The organism is Streptomyces sp. NBC_01478 (assembly GCF_036227225.1).
Lineage (GTDB): Bacteria > Actinomycetota > Actinomycetes > Streptomycetales > Streptomycetaceae > Streptomyces.
This window is the reverse complement of sequence record NZ_CP109444.1, coordinates 7,150,882-7,166,720: the sequence shown is the minus strand read 5'-3', so window position 1 is coordinate 7,166,720 and position 15,839 is coordinate 7,150,882. Positions and strand designations below refer to the sequence as shown.

17 protein-coding genes are annotated in these 15,839 nt (G+C 69.7%); 12 read left to right on the top strand and 5 right to left on the bottom strand.

Going from position 1 to position 15,839, the window contains the following annotated elements:
- Positions 1-15: 15 nt before the first annotated feature.
- The 3 genes from OG223_RS32570 to OG223_RS32560 form a co-directional block, all read right to left on the bottom strand.
- Positions 16-585, bottom strand: a complete 570-nt coding sequence (locus OG223_RS32570; RefSeq protein ID WP_329256219.1) for a hypothetical protein — start codon at positions 583-585, stop codon at positions 16-18.
- 137 nt (positions 586-722) lie between these two features.
- Complete coding sequence (locus tag OG223_RS32565; RefSeq protein ID WP_329256216.1) at positions 723-1,385, bottom strand: DUF4328 domain-containing protein; 663 nt, start codon at positions 1,383-1,385, stop codon at positions 723-725.
- Between the two features lie 82 nt (positions 1,386-1,467).
- On the bottom strand, positions 1,468-3,099 hold the full coding sequence (locus OG223_RS32560; RefSeq protein WP_329265593.1) for a beta-N-acetylhexosaminidase: 1,632 nt from the start codon (positions 3,097-3,099) through the stop codon (positions 1,468-1,470).
- Between the two features lie 272 nt (positions 3,100-3,371).
- On the opposite strand from OG223_RS32560, the gene OG223_RS32555 reads away from it, so the two are divergent.
- The 10 genes from OG223_RS32555 (at position 3,372) to OG223_RS32510 (ending at position 10,631) form a co-directional block, all read left to right on the top strand.
- Entirely contained in the window at positions 3,372-3,884 is a 513-nt protein-coding gene (locus OG223_RS32555; protein ID WP_329256215.1) for a 2-oxo-4-hydroxy-4-carboxy-5-ureidoimidazoline decarboxylase, read from the top strand.
- Positions 3,885-4,147: 263 nt separating this feature from the next.
- Positions 4,148-4,528: a succinate dehydrogenase, cytochrome b556 subunit gene (gene sdhC / locus OG223_RS32550; protein WP_329256213.1), complete on the top strand. Its 381-nt coding sequence runs from the start codon at positions 4,148-4,150 to the stop codon at positions 4,526-4,528.
- Between the two features lie 5 nt (positions 4,529-4,533).
- Complete coding sequence (locus tag OG223_RS32545) at positions 4,534-5,016, top strand: succinate dehydrogenase hydrophobic membrane anchor subunit (protein ID WP_329256211.1); 483 nt, start codon at positions 4,534-4,536, stop codon at positions 5,014-5,016.
- 30 nt (positions 5,017-5,046) lie between these two features.
- Positions 5,047-6,801, top strand: coding sequence for a succinate dehydrogenase flavoprotein subunit (gene sdhA, locus OG223_RS32540; RefSeq protein ID WP_019055697.1), 1,755 nt, complete (start codon positions 5,047-5,049; stop codon positions 6,799-6,801).
- Positions 6,801-7,580, top strand: coding sequence for a succinate dehydrogenase iron-sulfur subunit (locus OG223_RS32535; RefSeq protein WP_329256208.1), 780 nt, complete (start codon positions 6,801-6,803; stop codon positions 7,578-7,580). The genes sdhA and OG223_RS32535 overlap by 1 nt, the downstream gene beginning before the upstream one ends.
- A 157-nt stretch (positions 7,581-7,737) precedes the next feature.
- A complete protein-coding gene (locus tag OG223_RS32530) occupies positions 7,738-8,346 on the top strand; it encodes a Uma2 family endonuclease (RefSeq protein ID WP_329256206.1) in 609 nt (202 codons plus the stop codon).
- A 58-nt stretch (positions 8,347-8,404) separates the two neighbouring features.
- Positions 8,405-8,815, top strand: a complete 411-nt coding sequence (locus OG223_RS32525) for a VOC family protein (RefSeq protein WP_329256204.1) — start codon at positions 8,405-8,407, stop codon at positions 8,813-8,815.
- A 96-nt stretch (positions 8,816-8,911) separates the two neighbouring features.
- A complete protein-coding gene (locus OG223_RS32520; RefSeq protein WP_329256202.1) occupies positions 8,912-9,319 on the top strand; it encodes a hypothetical protein in 408 nt (135 codons plus the stop codon).
- Entirely contained in the window at positions 9,316-9,834 is a 519-nt protein-coding gene (locus tag OG223_RS32515) for a thiol-disulfide oxidoreductase DCC family protein (RefSeq protein ID WP_329256200.1), read from the top strand. Before OG223_RS32520 ends, OG223_RS32515 begins: the two co-directional genes overlap by 4 nt.
- A gap of 11 nt (positions 9,835-9,845) precedes the next feature.
- Entirely contained in the window at positions 9,846-10,631 is a 786-nt protein-coding gene (locus OG223_RS32510; protein ID WP_329256198.1) for a TetR/AcrR family transcriptional regulator, read from the top strand.
- Between the two features lie 9 nt (positions 10,632-10,640).
- Here the strand turns inward: OG223_RS32510 and OG223_RS32505 are convergent, their stop codons facing one another.
- Positions 10,641-13,043 (bottom strand): MMPL family transporter, encoded by a 2,403-nt coding sequence (locus OG223_RS32505; RefSeq protein ID WP_329265591.1) that lies wholly within the window; start codon positions 13,041-13,043, stop codon positions 10,641-10,643.
- Positions 13,044-13,231: 188 nt separating this feature from the next.
- Here OG223_RS32505 and OG223_RS32500 point away from each other — a divergent pair, with 188 nt between their 5' ends.
- Together OG223_RS32500 and OG223_RS32495 are read left to right on the top strand one after the other, a co-directional pair.
- Positions 13,232-13,918, top strand: coding sequence for a response regulator transcription factor (locus OG223_RS32500; RefSeq protein WP_200678786.1), 687 nt, complete (start codon positions 13,232-13,234; stop codon positions 13,916-13,918).
- Positions 13,915-15,372, top strand: a complete 1,458-nt coding sequence (locus tag OG223_RS32495; protein ID WP_329256195.1) for a sensor histidine kinase — start codon at positions 13,915-13,917, stop codon at positions 15,370-15,372. Before OG223_RS32500 ends, OG223_RS32495 begins: the two co-directional genes overlap by 4 nt.
- 23 nt (positions 15,373-15,395) lie before the next feature.
- On the opposite strand, the gene OG223_RS32490 is transcribed toward OG223_RS32495, so the two are convergent.
- The gene (locus OG223_RS32490) at positions 15,396-15,800 is read right to left on the bottom strand and encodes an ATP-binding protein (protein WP_329256193.1); all 405 of its coding nucleotides are present in this window, start codon (positions 15,798-15,800) and stop codon (positions 15,396-15,398) included.
- Between the last annotated feature and the right edge of the window lie 39 nt (positions 15,801-15,839).

The window sequence follows — 15,839 nt, the reverse complement described above, 5'->3', positions numbered from 1 at the left end:
GTCCCGGTCCCGTCCTCAACTCCGCCCGCGCGCCCGCCGCGAGACCACCGCGCGCAGCACCCGGCGTCCCTCCGTCGACACCGCGAGCACCTGGCGCAGTCCGCCGGGGCCGGTTACGGCGAGGAGTTCCAGGACGGCGATCTGGCGCCGCAGCTCGGCGGCGACGAGGGGCGACATTCCGTCCGTACGACCCTCACGGCGCGAGTCGATCGCGTCCGCGTCGTCGGCGGGGGCCATGACCTCCAGCAGCCGGTGGATCCGCAGCGAGGCGAGCGAGCAGGCGTCGGCCCACTCCCGTACCGCGGGGCCGGCCGGAATCGCCGGCGCGGTCGCGAGCATCGTGCGGGCCAGCGCCACGGCACGGTCCTCGTCGGGTTCCTCGAAGAGGGCGGGCAGCTTGGCACGCGCCTGCTCCAGGCACTCGCCCCACGTCTCCCCCTCGGCGCCGTCCGCGAGGCTGGACCACAGGGGCCGCAGCACCTCGTCGTCGCCGCCCAGCAGCGGCACGCACCGATCCAAACAAGCCAGTCCGCCGACGGCCAGCGCGCGTTCGTCGGCCTGCGCGATCAGTTCCGCCAGACTCATCCAGACCTCCCTCTTCGGGGCGCCTCCCCTATGGAGCCCGCCTTTCCCCGAACTGCGTGCTCCACCCCGGGAGTGTCACACGGGAGCACCCTGGGCAGGTCGAGAAACGGAAGAAGAGGTTTTCGGCCAACTGGTCGTCAGACCGTGAGCCGAACACCCGGCCCCGCCAGTGCCTTGTCCCGCTGCATGCGGGTCAGGCGCAGGACGACGAGGATCGCGAGGACGCCGGCCGCGATCTCGACAACGTCGGCGAACAGCGACAACTGGAGGACGGCGTGGTTGTAGTCGGGCGCGCGGTTCTTCTCGTAGTGCTGGTGGCCCAGCCAGTAGGCGAAGAGCAGGAACAGCCACAGCGTCCACCACACGTTGACCAGGAGATGCGACCTGCGAGCGCCCGCGGGCGGCCTGCTGGCGTCCCAGATCTCCAGGGTGATCCGGCGCGGGTACCAGAGGTTCAGCCCCGGGGCGAACCACCCGACGACCGCCCACCAGGACTTCATGCTCTGCTCGGCCGGATCGAACACCTCGGCGTTGCCCCGCACCAGCACGAACCAGGACACGTACACGATGACGCACACGAGCACCGAGCCCGAATGGACCTTCCCGGCCAGCGAGTCGAGCGACTCCGCGGCGTCGGCCCGCCGGAGGACCGCACCGCCGGTCGCGCCGTTCATGAGGTCGCCCGTCACGCCGTACAGCCTGAATCCGGTGTAGACGGCGAACAGATCGGCGGCGACGACGATCCCGAGCAGCGCGGCGGCGGCCCGGCCCATGCCGACCGGTGAGCGGAGACGGGACACGGGTCTGGGCGTGGATATGGGAACGGACACGATGAAACAACCCCCCGAGTGCGAGCGACAGGGAGGAACATACTGCCCGCCCTCAACCCACCTTGTCCGCGAGGGACTTGAACTGCGTCCAGGTCAGCGCCGGTGTCCCCGGGTCCCACAGCTTCTGGACGGTGGCCCGCAGCGGCATCCGGATGCCGGCCGCGACCTGGGCCTGTGTCTGCGAGTTGGCGAGGTCGCACCAGACCGCGAAGGAGCCGCCGAGGATCTGGCCGTCGTACTTCGCGGGGACGGCCTGTGTGCCGCGCAGCACGCGCGGGGTCCACTGCTCGTAGATCCGCCGCCCGGTCGGATAGACGAAGGTCTGCGGCTCGCCGAGGACGTAATACAGGTACTCGTCGTTGTAGTTGAGGACCTTGCGCCCCGCGCTCAGATAGGCGACGGGCTGCCGGGCGCCGATCTCCTTGCCCGTCCAGTACGCGACTTGGAGATCCTTGGCGGCCTGCACGGACGTACCCGCGAAGAAGCCGTCGTTCCACACCCGCATCGTCCGGTCGTGGTTGCGGACGGTGTCGGCGCGGTCGTTGAGCCAGTTGGTGGTGAGGTCGGCGACGGTGCCGCCGGAGCCGTAGGCCTTCGTCGCGGCGGCGGCCAACTGCGGGAAGGACGCCTGGGGGTTGGCGACGGTCAGCGCCTGGTACTCGTCGCCGCCGAGGTGCCACTGGTCGCCGGGGAACAACCCGGCGTATTCGTCGAGCAGTTCGTCGACGATCGCGGCGGACGCGTCCTTGGAGATGTCGATGGCACCGCGCGTGGCGACACCCGAGACATTGCGCAGTTGCAGGTCCGGGTGGGCGGCGAGCACCGCGCCCAGATGCCCCGGCGAGTCGATCTCGGGCACGACGGTGATGTGCCGACTTGCGGCGAGATCGACGATCGCCTTCACCTGGGCCTTGGTCAGATGGTTCTTGGAGACGACCTCGGGATGGCTGGTGGACTCGATCCGGAAACCCTGGTCGTCGGAGAAGTGCAGCCCCAGTTCGTTGAACTTGAGGTCGCCCAACTCCCGTACCCGGTCCTCGATCCAGGACGCGGTGAACGGCTTGCGCGCGATGTCCAGCATGAACCCGCGCCGCGGCTTGGCCGGTTGGTCGTGCACGACGCCCTCCGGCGCCGTGGAGCCGCCGTGCACTTCCTGCTTGAGCGTGCGGGTGCCGTAGAACACCCCCGCGTCCGAGGGCCCGCTGATGGTGACCCGCCCGCCGCGCACGGTCATCGCGTACGACTCCGGGTTCGCGCCCTCGTCGTCGTTCAGCGCCAGCCGTACGTCCCCGGCGCGCACGTCACTCGTCTCGCCCGCGTACGACAGCCCCAGCTCACCGGCGATCAGCCGCCCCTCGTCGACGAGGTCAGCGTCGTCGACGACGACCCGCTCCCCCTTGGCTGGCCGCCAGCCGGGACCGCGTGCCGGGGTGTGCGAGCGCACGGCGGGAATGGTGCGGGGCGTCCGCGACAGCGGATAGACGCGGGTCGGGCTCGGCGTGGGAGTGGGGGTGCGCGAGGCTGCGGCACGCGAGGACGAGGCGGCACCCTCGGAGGGACTCAGCGCGGCGCCGACAGGGCTCCCGTCGTCCCCGGACGACGCCCACAGCCCGAGCCCCACCCCACCCGCGACCACGGCGGTGGCCGCGGCGACCGCGATCAGCCCCCGCTTCTGCTTCAGCATCTGCTTCCGCTTCACCTGCTTCGCCGACGAGCGGCGCCTGTGCTGGCTCACGGCGCCAACCTACGGCCCCCGGTGGATCGCGGGTGTCCACCACACGTTCCGAAACTCTCCCGTCCGGGTGAAATTCGGGCATCTGTCGAACACGTCATGACCACTCCAGATAACGTGGTGACGCACTTCTCACCACTTCTCTCACCACATCCCCTGCCGCACCGTCCGTGACGCGAGGATCCACCCTGCCTGCGCACCGCCTCCCCCACCTCCCCGGCCGAGTGGCCATACCGGCGCTGCCCGAGCAGTCCCGCACCTCGCCGTCCCCGAATGCGCTGGAGACGTTCAACACAGCGCCTCCCGAGGACGCCCGCCGCACCCTCCTCACCTGCCTCCACAGCCTCCGCTGGTCCCGCCGCCTCACCGACCACCGCCCCTACCCCGACCTGGACGCCCTACTCGCCGCATCCGACGAGGCGGCGTACGACCTCACACCGGGCGACCTGGCGGAGGCGCTGGCGGGCGAGTCCCTCCCGGTCCTGCCGGACGACACCTACGAGGCGGCCCACATGGCCCTCGACGCGGCCCACGCGGCGTACGAGGCCCGCTTCGGCCACGTGTTCGTCATCTGCCCGGACGGAATTGCCCCGGACGAGGTCCTGGACCACGTACTGGCAGGAATCCGGTCACGGTTGACGAACGATCCGGAGGAGGAGCGGGTGGTGGTGGCGGAGGAACTCCGGCGCCTGGCAAGAGGACGGTTGGTGGATTCCCTAAGGGGCGCGGGGCTGTGACATGTGCGGCTCCGCCGCGGGGCGCGACCAGCCACATTCGGCCCGCACCCGGCAAACAAGACAAGCCCCCCACCCCACCAGCCGCCCGAAACTAGCCCATACGCGCACCTTTGGGTGCCAGTTTGATCACACAAGCAGGCCCGCCGTAAGACCCGCGTCAGCGCCTGGTTACGATGCTGAGGGCCGGAGGACCGTACCCGGCCGGGCCCGACCGACAGAGAAGCCGGCGCGGCCCTAAATCCCCGCTCCCGGAGGGTTCTTCCGTGCCGGCTGGAACGCTGTACCGCGGCCGGGAAGGAATGTGGTCCTGGGTGGCTCATCGAGTCACCGGCGTCCTCATCTTCTTCTTCCTGTTCGTACATGTGCTGGACACCGCTCTTGTGCGTGTCTCCCCCGAGGACTACGACAAGGTCGTAGCCACCTACAAGACGCCGATCGTCGCACTGCTGGAGTACGGCCTCGTCGCCGCGATCCTCTTCCACGCCCTCAACGGCCTGCGCGTCATCGCCGTCGACTTCTGGTCGAAGGGCCCGCGCTACCAGAAGCAGATGCTCTGGTCCGTCGTCGGCCTGTGGGTCGTGCTCATGCTCGGGGCGATCTACCCCGTGCTCGGCCACGCCGCTCGTGTTGTCTTCGGGAGCTGACGCAGATGTCCACGACTGAAACCGCAACGTCGGGCATCGGCCCGGTGGAGAGCGCGGCCGTCTACACCGTAGACAACCCCGCGCCCCTCATCGAGGCCCCCCGCAAACGCACCAAGAAGACCCCGAAGTCGACCCGGGGCAACTTCGAGATGTACGGCTGGATCTTCATGCGCCTGTCGGGCGTCGTGCTGGTCGTCCTGGTCCTCGGCCACCTGCTGATCCAGCTCGTGCTCGACGGCGGCGTCTCGAAGATCGGCTTCGCCTTCGTGGCCGGCCGCTGGGCCTCGCCGTTCTGGCAGGTCTGGGACCTGCTGATGCTCTGGCTGGCGATGCTGCACGGCGCCAACGGCCTGCGCACGGTCATCAACGACTACGCGGAGCGCGCGAACACCCGGCTGTGGCTCAAGGGCCTGCTCTACACCGCCACGGTGTTCACCATCCTGCTGGGCACGCTGGTGATCTTCACCTTCGACCCGAACATCCGCTAGGCCATCGGGCTGAGGGACTGAGGAATTCTGATGAAGATCCACAAATACGACACCGTCATCGTCGGCGCCGGCGGCGCCGGAATGCGCGCCGCGATCGAGTCGACGAAGCGCAGCCGCACCGCGGTCCTGACGAAGCTCTACCCCACCCGCTCCCACACGGGCGCCGCGCAGGGCGGTATGGCCGCCGCGCTCGCCAACGTGGAGGAGGACAACTGGGAGTGGCACACCTTCGACACGATCAAGGGCGGCGACTACCTGGTCGACCAGGACGCCGCCGAGATCCTGGCGAAGGAGGCCATCGACTCGGTCCTCGACCTGGAGAAGATGGGCCTGCCGTTCAACCGCACGCCGAACGGCACGATCGACCAGCGCCGCTTCGGCGGTCACAGCCGCAACCACGGCGAGGCCCCGGTCCGCCGCTCCTGCTACGCGGCCGACCGCACCGGCCACATGATCCTCCAGACGCTGTATCAAAACTGCGTGAAGGAGGGCGTGGAGTTCTTCAACGAGTTCTACGTCCTCGACCAACTGATCGCCGACGTCGACGGCGTGAAGACGTCCGTGGGCGTGGTCGCGTACGAGCTGGCGACCGGCGAGATCCACGTCTTCCAGGCGAAGGCCGTGATCTACGCGTCCGGCGGCTGCGGCAAGTTCTTCAAGGTGACGTCGAACGCGCACACCCTGACCGGTGACGGCCAGGCGGCCGTGTACCGGCGCGGACTGCCGCTGGAGGACATGGAGTTCTTCCAGTTCCACCCGACCGGCATCTGGCGCATGGGCATCCTGCTGACGGAGGGCGCCCGCGGTGAGGGCGGCATCCTCCGCAACAAGGACGGCGAGCGCTTCATGGAGAAGTACGCGCCGGTCATGAAGGACCTCGCGTCCCGTGACGTCGTGTCGCGGTCGATCTACACCGAGATCCGTGAGGGGCGCGGCTGCGGTCCCGAGGGCGACCACGTCTACCTCGACCTCACCCACCTCCCGCCGGAGCAGCTCGACGCGAAGCTCCCGGACATCACGGAGTTCGCGCGCACCTACCTCGGTATCGAGCCGTACACGGACCCGATCCCGATCCAGCCCACCGCGCACTACGCGATGGGCGGCATCCCGACCAACGTCCAGGGTGAGGTCCTCACCGACAACACCACGGTCGTCCCGGGCCTGTACGCGGCCGGCGAGGTCGCGTGCGTGTCGGTGCACGGCGCCAACCGCCTGGGCACCAACTCCCTCCTGGACATCAACGTGTTCGGGCGCCGGGCGGGCATCGCGGCGGCGGAGTACTCGCAGAAGGCGTCCTACGTCGAGCTGCCCGAGGACCCGGCGCAGCAGGTCATCGACCAGGTCGAGCACCTGCGCAACTCCACGGGCACCGAGCGCGTGGCGGTCATCCGCCGCGAGCTGCAGGAGTGCATGGACGCGAACGTCATGGTGTTCCGCACCGAGCAGACGATCAAGACGGCGGTCGAGAAGATCGCGGAGCTGCGCGAGCGCTACCGCAACGTCTCGATCCAGGACAAGGGCCGCCGGTTCAACACGGACCTCCTGGAGGCCATCGAGCTGGGCAACCTGCTCGACCTCGCCGAGGTCATGGCGGTCTCGGCGCTCGCCCGCAAGGAGTCCCGCGGCGGTCACTACCGCGAGGACTACCCCAACCGCGACGACGTCAACTTCATGCGCCACACCATGGCGTACCGCGAGGTCGGCGACGACGGCACCGAGTCCATCCGTCTCGACTACAAGCCGGTCGTCCAGACCCGCTACCAGCCGATGGAGCGTAAGTACTGATGGCTACCCCTGTTCTGGACAAGGCGGAAGCGGCCGGCCAGCCCGAGCCCGGCTTCGCCGACTCCCCCTACATCACGGTCACCTTCCGGGTCCGCCGCTTCAACTCCGAGGTCTCGGCGGAAGCGGTCTGGGAAGACTTCCAGATGGAGATCGACCCCAAGGAGCGCGTCCTCGACGGTCTCCACAAGATCAAGTGGGACATCGACGGCACGCTGACCTTCCGCCGCTCTTGCGCCCACGGCATCTGCGGTTCGGACGCGATGCGGATCAACGGCAAGAACCGTCTCGCCTGCAAGACCCTGATCAAGGACCTCAACCCCGAGAAGCCGATCACGGTCGAGCCGATCAAGGGTCTGACGGTCCTGAAGGACCTGGTCGTCGACATGGACCCGTTCTTCCAGGCGTACCGCGACGTGATGCCGTTCCTGATCACGAAGGACACGAACGAGCCCACGCGCGAGCGTCTCCAGACGGCCGAGGACCGCGAGCGCTTCGACGACACCACGAAGTGCATCCTCTGCGCGGCGTGCACGTCCTCGTGCCCGGTCTTCTGGAACGACGGCCAGTACTTCGGCCCGGCGGCCATCGTCAACGCGCACCGCTTCATCTTCGACTCGCGTGACGAGGCGGGCGAGCAGCGCCTGGAGATCCTCAACGACCGTGACGGCGTGTGGCGTTGCCGCACGACCTTCAACTGCACGGACGCGTGCCCGCGCGGCATCGAGGTCACGAAGGCTATCCAGGAAGTGAAGCGGGCGCTGATCACGCGGCGCTTCTGAGGTTCTTTCCCGTACGTCCCCGAGGGCCCCGTTCCTGTGCTGGAACGGGGCCCTCGGGCGTACGGGACCACGATCGGGTGAAGCGCCTCGCTCAGGACTCCCGAGGTCTGCCCGGCCTACGATGATGCTCTCGACAACAGCCCACGGGAGGCACGTGATGTCCGCAGCACCCGTCGAGCAGCCGCACGGCGACCGTCCGCTGATCGCGGAGGCGAACCGGATCATGGATCGCCTTCCGGGCCGCCGCGTCGAGATCATCGGAGGCCAGATCCTCGTGACGCCATCTCCCGACGTCGCTCATTCGAGGGCGTTGAAGAAGGTGACTCGCCCTTTCGAGGCCGCCGGCCTCGATGAGAACGAGACCGAGGTGCACCAGGCCATCGGCGTCTGGCTGCCGGACGGCCCCGAGGACTACGCGATTCCCGATCTCTGCATCGTCGAAGCCGACATCGAAGACCACCTCGTCGAGAACAACTGCTACGACCCCGTGGTCTTCCGACTCGTCCTGGAGGTCACCTCCAGCAACTGGAAGGCCGACCTCCGCACCAAGGTCACCGCCTACGCCCAGGCCAAGATCCCGGTCTACGTCATCGTCGACCGCAAGCACCAGCGCCTCCACGTCCTGACGGACCCGGCCACAGGCGAGTACACCAACCACCGCGTCCACGCCCCCGGCGAACTCGTCACCCTCCCCGACACCCTCGGCGCGAAGGTCACCCTCGACGTCGCGGAGATCCTCAAGGCCGGACAGCCCCAGAACGACTGACAATCCCGCGCCCTCGCCAATCCCGGGCCTGCGCCGATCATCGCTCTAACCTGACGGCATGTCAGATGAAGAGTCGTACGAACTGCTCGGCTTCGACAACGTCCTCCTCCCCGTCGGAGACCTCGCCGAGGCCGTCCCCTTCTACGAACGTGCCGGGTTCACCGTCGGGTTCCGGCTCGACGAGGCCGGGATCGCGATCCTGAAGGTCGGCGGCGAGACGCCCGGGGTGCTGCTGCGGCAGGAGGAGGGGCTCGGGCACCGGCCGCCGGCCTGGCCCTCGCCCCGCGTGTGGCTGGAGGTGCCGGACGCGCGGAAGGCCGCGCAGCGCCTCGGGGCGGCCGGCATCGCGCTGCTCGACGCACCCTCCTCCGTGGCCACCGGGTGGACCGTCGAGATCGCCGACCCCTGGGGCAACATCCTCGGGTTCACGGACTACTCGAAGCGGCCGGAGCTGGCGCGACGGGTGTGACGCAGGTCCCAGCGCAAGCAAGTTGAACACGTTCAAAAATGCTCCTACAGTTCTTCCTGTCAGCGTTTTTGAACGTGTTCAAGAAGGGGGAGGCGCATGGACCGCACGGTCATCGCCTACGTCATCTATCTGATCGTCAGCATCGGACTCACCGTCTGGGTGGCCCGCACGCTCAGCCGCAACGGGCGGATCTTCCTGGCCGACGTCCTACGGGGGAACGAAAAACTCGCGGAGGCCGTGAACCACCTCCTGGTGGTCGGTTTCTACCTGGTCAACCTCGGGTTCGTCGCCCTCTACCTCAGCGGCGACGGCACCATCGACGACACCCGGGGCATCTTCGAGGCCCTGTCGAAGAAGGTGGGCGTGGTGCTGCTGGTGCTCGGGGTGATGCACCTGGGGAACGTGTTCGTGCTCAACAAGATCCGCAGGCGCGGAGTCCTGGAGCACGAGCAGGTGCCGCCGGTCGGACCGCAGGGCTGGGTCCCTCCGACGGCCGGGGCGTGACGGGGGTGGCCCCGGCCACGGCACCCCAGGACCGGGACGCCCCGCGCGTCCCGGTCCGCGGGCTCACCGTCCTCTACGACGCCGACTGCGCCCTGTGCACCTTCCTGCGCGACTGGCTCGTACGGCAGTCACAGTTGGTGCCCCTGGAGCTGGTACCGGCCTCCTCCGAAGAGGCCCGGCAGCGCTTTCCCGGGCTCGACCACCGCGCGACCCTCGACGAGATCACCGTCGTCGGCGACTCCGGACAGGTCTACCAGGGCGCCGCCGCCTGGATCGTCACCCTGTGGGCCCTGCGCGAACACCGGCCGCTGGCGCACCGGTTGAGCACCCCGGCCGGGGCCAGGATCGCCAAGGGCGCCGTGCTCGCCGCCGCGAAGTGGCGCGGGGCGCAGTGGGGCCCCGGGCGGTGGGGTGGCGGTGTCTACCGGCAGACGGACGGGTGGACGTACGACCCGAGCAGTGGGTGGTCGTACACCGGGCCGGGCTGCGCCGGCGGCTCCTGCGCCACTGGATAGGCTCTGTTTCCGTGCCCGCGAAGAACGACAGCCCCGAAGAGGACGGCGGTACGCCCGCCAAGTCCGCGAAGTCCGAGCAGACCCGCGCGCTGATCCTGGAGACGGCCATGCGGCTGTTCCAGGAGCACGGCTACGACAAGACGACGATGCGGGCGATCGCCAAGGAGGCGGGCGTCTCGGTCGGCAACGCGTACTACTACTTCGCCGGCAAGGAGCACCTGATCCAGGGCTTCTACGACCGGATCGCCGAGGAGCACCGGCTCGCGGTCCGCGAGGTGCTGGACCGGGAGACCGATCTGGAGGCGCGGCTCGCGGGCGTGCTGCGGGTGTGGCTGGACATCGCGAAGCCGTACCACGAGTTCGCGGTGCAGTTCTTCAAGAACGCCGCCGACCCGGACAGCCCGCTCAGCCCGTTCTCCGCGGAGAGCGAGCACGCACGCGTGCAGGCCATCAACGTCCACAGGGAAGTGCTTTCGGGGGCGAAGACCAAGGTGGCGCCCGAACTGCGGGACGTGCTGCCCGAGCTGATGTGGCTCTCCCAGATGGGGCTCGTCCTGTACTGGGTGTTCGACCGGACCGAGGGGCGCGAACGGAGCTACCGGCTCGCGGAGCGCGGTGCCCGCCTCACCGCGCGCGGTGTGTCCCTCGCGCGCTTCCGGGTGCTGCGGCCGCTCGTCCTGGAGGTGCACGAGCTGTTCACGGACTTCCTGCCGGGCATGACGCACGCGCTGCCCGACCCGGCGAAGAAGAAGCGCGGGGCGCCCGCCGCCGGACCCGCCGACGACGAACGCCCCTGAGCGATCCGGTCAGTTGACGGCGTCCACCTCGCCCTCCACGAGCTCGACGTCGTAGATCAGCGGGCCGTCCGTCACACTCACCTGCCGGGCGGTGGAGCCGTACGACGTCGCCGTCGTCGCCAGGAGGTAGGTCCCCGGGCCCGGCACCGAGACGATGTACGAGCCGTCCGCCAGGGACTCGACGCGGTCCAGTTCGCGTCCGCCGGTCGTCCGCAGCGTGACGGACGCGCCCTCCACGGGCTCGCCCTCGGCCGTGCGGACGAAACCGTGGACGGCCGACGCCGGGCCCTCCACGGCGGCCTGTACGGACTCCTCGGCGGGTTCCACGGCGAGGTGCGGCAGGCTCTTGTCGAGCCAGGCCGGCAGCCACCAGTTGGAGTTGCCCAGGAGGTGCATCGCGGCCGGCACCAGGGCCGTACGCAGGATGAAGGCGTCCAGGGCGACCGCGGCGGCCAGGCCGACGCCCGCCGTCGCCGCGCCCGTGTTGCCGCTCAGGACGAAGGCCAGGAAGACGCAGACCATGATCAGGGCGGCGGAGTTGATGACACGGCTGGTCTCCGCGAGGCCGACGCGGACCGCGCGGGCGTTGTCCTTGGTGTGGACCCACTCCTCGTGCATACGGCTCACCAGGAACACCTGGTAGTCCATGGAGAGGCCGAACAGCAGGGACAGCATGATGACCGGCAGGAAGGCGTTGATCGGGCCCTCCTTGCCGAGGCCCAGCATGTCCAGGCCCCAGCCCCACTGGAAGATCGCCACCAGGACACCGAAGGAGGCCGCCGCCGCGATGAGGTTCATCAGGGCGGCCGTCAACGGCACCACCAGGGAACGGAACGCGAGCAGGAGCAGCAGGAAGCTCAGGCCGATGATCGTCGCGACGAAGAGCGGGAGACGGTCGCCCGTCACCGACGCGAAGTCCTTCGAGATCGCCGTCACCCCGCCGACGTGACCGGTCGCGCCGGCCCCGGGGATCACCTTGTCCCGCAGGGTGTCGATCAGGTCGTCGGTCTCCACGGACTGCGGTGAGGTCTTCGGGACGACCTGGATCACCGTCACACCGTCCGTGGGCGGCAGCGCGGCGACCCGGGCCACGTCCTTGGTCGCCCGGATGTCCTCGACCAGGGTGGCCGTGTCACCGCTCGAAGTGACCACCTGGAGGGGGCCGTTGAAGCCGGGGCCGAAACCGTCGGCAAGGAGGTCGTACGCCTGCCTGGTGGTCGTCGAGGTGTTGTCGTTGCCCTGGTCGGTGGCGCCGAGGCGCAGCGACAGCACGGGGAAGGCGAGGACGGCCATGACGACGAGGGCGAAGGCGGCGATCCGGCGCGGCCGCTTCTGCACGGCGGCCGACCAGCGGACCGCGAGGTTGTCGGTGCGCTCCGGCTCGGGTCCGGTCGCGGCGAGCTTGCGGCGCTGCTTGCGGCTGAGCACACGCGGGCCCAGGAAGCCGAGCAGGGCCGGCAGCAGGGTCGTGGCCGCCAGGACGCTCAGGACGACCGTGAGCGAGGTGCCGACGACCACGCCGTCCAGGAAGCGCAGGTTCGTCACCAGCATGCCGGCGAGCGCGATGCACACCGTGCCGCCCGCGAACAGCACGGCCCGGCCCGAGGTGTTGAGGGCGATGACTGCCGACTCCTCGGGATCGAGGCCGCGTTGGAGGCCGCGTCGGTGCCGGGTGACGATGAACAGGGCGTAGTCGATGCCGACGCCGAGGCCGATCAGGGTGGCCAGCAGGGGCGCCAGGTCGGGGATGTCGGTGGTGTGGCTGAGGAGCTGGGTGGAGAACAGGCCCGTGCCGACGCCGAAGACCGCGATGCCGATCGGGAGCAGGGCGGCGTAGAACGAGCCGAAGGCCAGGAAGAGGACGATCGCCGCCGCGAGGATGCCGACGCCCTCGGCTATGCCGCCCGGCGGTTCCTCGACCCGCTGGACGGCCTGGCCGCCCAACTCGACGTGGAGGCCGTCACGCTTGGCGTCCTGCGCGGTGTCGACGACCTTCTGGACGAGCTCCTTGGGGACGGCGTTCGCCTGCTCGGCGAAGGTGACCTGCGCGTACGCGATCGTCCCGTCGGAGCTGATCTGGGCGGCGCCCCGGGCGCCCGAGTAGGGGCCGGTGACTCCGCCGACGCCCTTCATGTCCGCGATCCTGTCCAGCGCGGGCTGGATCCGGGACTGGACGGACGGGTCCTTCACCGAGCCCGAGTCGACCTTCCACACCACCGTGTCGGTGTCCCCCGAGCTGTTCGGGAAGGCCTTCTGCATCAGGTCGTACGCGCTCTTGGAGTCCGTGTCCGGGAGGGAGAAGACGTTCGCGTAGTCCGTGCCCGCCGTCGTCGCCGAGAAGCCCAGGCCGAACAGTGCCCCCACCCACAGCAACAGGACCACCAACCGGTGCCGATAGCACCACCGTGCCAATGCCGCCACGCTTCAACGCTCCTTATTCGAAACCGAGTTGACTCGGTCTGTCGGTCGGCTGGTCCCCCAGGTCCTGGGCTACAGAATTGGCGGCGGCACGCACGCGTGGACACGTCCTGGCCATGACTCTCAAGGAACTCCAAAGACCGGACGGCCCCGATGTCAGTGCGGACGCCGATACTGGGGGCATGACGGCTCCAGGAACCGTGCTGGTGGTCGAGGACGAACCGAGCATCGCCGACGTCCTCGCCATCGCGCTGCGCTACCACCGCTTCGAGGTGATGACCGCGGGCACCGTGCGCGAGGCGCTCGCGCTGGCCGAGCGCACGCGTCCCGACTGCGCGCTGCTCGACGTGATGCTCCCGGACGGCGACGGCCGCGCGCTCGGGCACGAACTGCGCGCCCGCAGGCCCGAGCTGGCGATCGTCTTCCTCACCGCGCGGGACGCGCCGGCCGAGATCGTCGGCGCCCTCGGCTTCGGCGACGACTACATCACCAAGCCGTTCGACATCGACGTGGTCGTCGCCCGCATCACCGCCGTCCTGCGCCGCACCCGTCCCGCCGACGTCCTCCCGCAGCGCCCGCCCCTGCGCTACGGCGACCTGGAGCTGGACGAGACGACGTACTCGGTGCACCGCGCGGGCCGCTCGGTCGAGCTGACCCCCACCGAGTACGCCCTGCTGCGCTTCCTGGTGCGCAACGGCGGCCGGGTCGTGCCCAAGGAGCAACTGCTGCGCCATGTCTGGCAGTACGAGCACACCCCGCAGGAGTCGACCGTCGTCGAGACCTACATCAGCTATCTGCGGCGCAAGCTGGAGACCCTGGGACCGCCGGTGATCACCACCCGGCGGGGCGTCGGATACGGGCTCGCATGAGGAAGTTCCGCCTGCCGAACTGCGAGCGCGGCGCCCACTCCCTGCGCGCCAAGCTGACCCTGGCGAACCTCGCGCTGCTGGCCCTCGGCATCGTCATGGCCACCGCCGTCAGCCTGATGGGCATGCGGCACTATCTGCTCGCCCAGGTCGACACCGAGCTGACCAAGTCCCGTGACTCACTGGGCGGTTCCCAGCTCACCATGGAGCAGCTCAACACGCTGAGCACGCTGGCCGGCATCGGCGACCACCTGATCCCGAAGCAGATGGGCGACTCGCCGAATCCGGACACCGTGTTCGCGGCGGTCAGCACCCAGGGCCGGGTGCTCACCGTCGCCGGCTTCGAGCCGACCGCCACCCAGCGGGCGCTCGCCGCCGCCTTCCAGGACCCGGCCACCCTGGCCGCGGACAGCACACCGCGCGACATCACACTGCTCGGCGACTCCTACCGCGCCACCGGGACCCGGCTCGCCGACGGCACGTACATCCTGATCGCCGCCTCCACCGGCGGCCTGCACCACGGCATGGCCAAGGCCCTCAAGCTGGACCTCGCCTTCGGCAGCCTGCTGCTCGTGCTGCTCGCCACGCTCACCATGGTCAGCGTGCGGCGCCGACTGCGGCCCCTGGAGGACATGGTCGAGACCTCGACGGCGATCGCCGAGGGCGATCTGACCCGGCGCGTGCCCTCCAGCCACCACCCGACGCAGGAGGTCGAGCAACTGCGCCTCGCCCTCAACTCCATGCTCCACCAGGTGGAGTCGGCGTACCGCACGCGCGAGCGTACGGCGGCCCAACTGCGCCGCTTCGTGGCCGACGCCTCGCACGAGCTGCGCACCCCGCTGTCGGCGATACGCGGCTACCTCCAGTTGTACGACAAGGGCATGCTGACCGAGCCCGGCGAGCGCAAGCGGGCCTGGGACCGGATGAACGCGGAGGCGGACCGTATGGGCCACCTCGTCGACGAACTCCTCATGCTGGCCCGCCTGGACCAGCGGCCCGAGCTGCGCTTCCGCAACGTCGATCTGAGCCGCCTGGTGCGGGACGCGGCCGAGGACCTGCGGGTGCAGCAGCCGGAGCGGCCCGTCACGGTCGGCGCCGACGGCTCCCTCCTGGTGCGCGCCGACGAGTCGGGGCTGCGCCAGATAGTCGGCAACCTGGTGACCAACGTCCGCACGCACACCCCCGCCGACGTGCCCGTACGGCTCGGCGTGGAGCGCGAGGACGGGGTCGTACGGCTGTGTGTCGCGGACCAGGGCCCGGGGCTCGGCGAGGACGACGCGGCGCGTATCTTCGACCGCTTCTTCCGGGCGGGCGGCGGCGCGGGCAGCGGTCTGGGGCTGGCGATCGTGCAGGGCGTCGTCCAGGCGCACGGCGGCGAGGTGGCCGTGCGGACGGCGCCGGGCGAGGGGCTCGCGGTGACGGTGACCCTGCCGACGCGGACGCCCGTGCCGTCGTAGGGCACCCGGGGTTTCACGGGGTGTCAGTCGGTGTCGGCCTGGACGAGGGCCCACACCGTCTTGCCGTGCGGGCCGCGGCTCCAGACGCCCCAGGCGGCCGCGATGCCCTCCACGAGGTGGAGTCCGCGGCCGGCCTCCTCCAGGTCCCGCACGACCCGCAGCCGGGGCTCGGCCCGGCCCTCGTCCGACACCTCTATGAGGCAGGAGCCGTCCGCGAGGGCCGTCACCGCCACCTCGAACTCCCGCTCCAGGAGCGGCCCGTGGCGTACGACGTTGGTCGCCAGCTCGGACACGAGCAGCACCGCGTCCTGGAGCGCCGGATCGTCGCTCCGGTGCCCCCAGTCGGCCAGATGGTCCCGGACCCGGCGCCGGGCTAGACCCACCGAAGCCGGGTGCCGGGGCAGCCGGAACGAGTTGCGTCTGACCACGTCGGCTCCTCACCCCACACACACCTGCGTCACATGGTG